Consider the following 2,861-nt stretch of genomic DNA (forward strand, 5'->3'; position numbering starts at 1 on the left):
CGGCTTGCTTGCTCATCTCCCAAGTAGCACGGGGCCCGAGAAATCCCGTGTGAATCTGGCGGGACCACCCGCTAAGCCTAAATATTCCCTGGTGACCGATAGCGGATAGTACCGTGAGGGAATGGTGAAAAGTACCGCGGGAGCGGAGTGAAATAGTACCTGAAACCGTGTGCCTACAAGCCGTGGGAGCGTCGCTGTATGTGCTTGCACATGCAGTCGTGACTGCGTGCCTTTTGAAGAATGAGCCTGCGAGTTAGCGGTGTGTAGCGAGGTTAACCCGTGTGGGGAAGCCGTAGCGAAAGCGAGTCCGAATAGGGCGATTGAGTTGCACGCTCTAGACCCGAAGCGGAGTGATCTAGCCATGGGCAGGTTGAAGCGGAGGTAAGACTTCGTGGAGGACCGAACCCACCAGGGTTGAAAACCTGGGGGATGACCTGTGGTTAGGGGTGAAAGGCCAATCAAACTCCGTGATAGCTGGTTCTCCCCGAAATGCATTTAGGTGCAGCGTCGTGTGTTTCTTGCCGGAGGTAGAGCACTGGATAGGCGATGGGCCCTACCGGGTTACTGACCTTAGCCAAACTCCGAATGCCGGTAAGTGAGAGCACGGCAGTGAGACTGTGGGGGATAAGCTCCATGGTCGAGAGGGAAACAGCCCAGAGCATCGACTAAGGCCCCTAAGCGTACGCTAAGTGGGAAAGGATGTGGAGTCGCAGAGACAACCAGGAGGTTGGCTTAGAAGCAGCCACCCTTGAAAGAGTGCGTAATAGCTCACTGGTCAAGTGATTCCGCGCCGACAATGTAGCGGGGCTCAAGCGTACCGCCGAAGTCGTGTCATTGCAGCAATAGGGCCAACGCCCGCTGTGATGGGTAGGGGAGCGTCGTGTGCCGGGTGAAGCAGCAGCGGAAGCTAGTTGTGGACGGTTCACGAGTGAGAATGCAGGCATGAGTAGCGATACACACGTGAGAAACGTGTGCGCCGATTGACTAAGGGTTCCTGGGTCAAGCTGATCTGCCCAGGGTAAGTCGGGACCTAAGGCGAGGCCGACAGGCGTAGTCGATGGACAACCGGTTGATATTCCGGTACCCGCTTTGAAACGCCCAATATCGAATCAGGCGATGCTAAGTCCGTGAAGCCGTTCCGGACCCTTCGGGGAAAGGAAAGTGGTGGAGCCGACGAACCAGACTTGTAGTAGGTAAGCGATGGGGTGACGCAGGAAGGTAGTCCAGCCCGGGCGGTGGTTGTCCCGGGGTAAGGGTGTAGGCCGAGGGGTAGGCAAATCCGTCCCTCGTTAAGGCTGAGACCTGATGCCGAGCCGATTGTGGTGAAGTGGATGATCCTATGCTGTCGAGAAAAGCCTCTAGCGAGTTTCATGGCGGCCCGTACCCTAAACCGACTCAGGTGGTCAGGTAGAGAATACCGAGGCGTTCGGGTGAACTATGGTTAAGGAACTCGGCAAAATGCCCCCGTAACTTCGGGAGAAGGGGGGCCATCACTGGTGATCGGACTTGCTCCGTGAGCTGGGGGTGGCCGCAGAGACCAGCGAGAAGCGACTGTTTACTAAAAACACAGGTCCGTGCGAAGCCGTAAGGCGATGTATACGGACTGACGCCTGCCCGGTGCTGGAACGTTAAGGGGACCGGTTAGTGACCTTTCGGGGTTGCGAAGCTGAGAACTTAAGCGCCAGTAAACGGCGGTGGTAACTATAACCATCCTAAGGTAGCGAAATTCCTTGTCGGGTAAGTTCCGACCTGCACGAATGGCGTAACGACTTCTCGACTGTCTCAACCATAGGCCCGGTGAAATTGCACTACGAGTAAAGATGCTCGTTTCGCGCAGCAGGACGGAAAGACCCCGGGACCTTTACTACAGTTTGATATTGGTGTTCGGTTCGGCTTGTGTAGGATAGGTGGGAGACTTTGAAACCCCAACGCCAGTTGGGGTGGAGTCGCCGTTGAAATACCACTCTGGTCGTGCTGGATGTCTAACCTCGGTCCGTGATCCGGATCAGGGACAGTGTCTGATGGGTAGTTTAACTGGGGCGGTTGCCTCCCAAAGGGTAACGGAGGCGCCCAAAGGTTCCCTCAGCCTGGTTGGCAATCAGGTGTTGAGTGTAAGTGCACAAGGGAGCTTGACTGTGAGACCGACGGGTCGAGCAGGGACGAAAGTCGGGACTAGTGATCCGGCGGTGGCTTGTGGAAGCGCCGTCGCTCAACGGATAAAAGGTACCCCGGGGATAACAGGCTGATCTTCCCCAAGAGTCCATATCGACGGGATGGTTTGGCACCTCGATGTCGGCTCGTCGCATCCTGGGGCTGGAGTCGGTCCCAAGGGTTGGGCTGTTCGCCCATTAAAGCGGTACGCGAGCTGGGTTTAGAACGTCGTGAGACAGTTCGGTCCCTATCCGCTGTGCGCGTAGGAATATTGAGAAGGGCTGTCCCTAGTACGAGAGGACCGGGACGGACGAACCTCTGGTGTGCCAGTTGTCCTGCCAAGGGCATGGCTGGTTGGCTACGTTCGGGAGGGATAACCGCTGAAAGCATCTAAGCGGGAAGCCTGCTTCAAGATGAGTATTCCCACCTCCTTGAGAGGGTAAGGCTCCCAGTAGACGACTGGGTTGATAGGCCAGATGTGGAAGCCCGGTAACGGGTGAAGCTGACTGGTACTAATAGGCCGAGGGCTTGTCCTCAGTTGCTCGCGTCCACTGTGTTAGTTCTGAAAACACATAACTACAGAGTGTGCTTGTTCGCTCGAAACCGATAGGGTTTCGGTGGTCATAGCGTTAGGGAAACGCCCGGTTACATTCCGAACCCGGAAGCTAAGCCTTTCAGCGCCGATGGTACTGCAGGGGGGACCCTGTGGG

Annotated in this window: 2 rRNA genes; both read left to right on the forward strand. The window is 56.4% G+C overall.

Going from position 1 to position 2,861, the window contains the following annotated elements:
- A 23S ribosomal RNA gene (locus IG86_RS0137985) occupies positions 1-2,687 on the forward strand; the annotation flags it as partial.
- A gap of 77 nt (positions 2,688-2,764) precedes the next feature.
- Positions 2,765-2,861 (forward strand): 5S ribosomal RNA (rrf, locus tag IG86_RS40475); the annotation flags it as partial.

Origin of the sequence: Streptomyces virginiae, assembly GCF_000720455.1 — a bacterium.
Classification (GTDB): Bacteria; Actinomycetota; Actinomycetes; order Streptomycetales; family Streptomycetaceae; genus Streptomyces; species Streptomyces virginiae.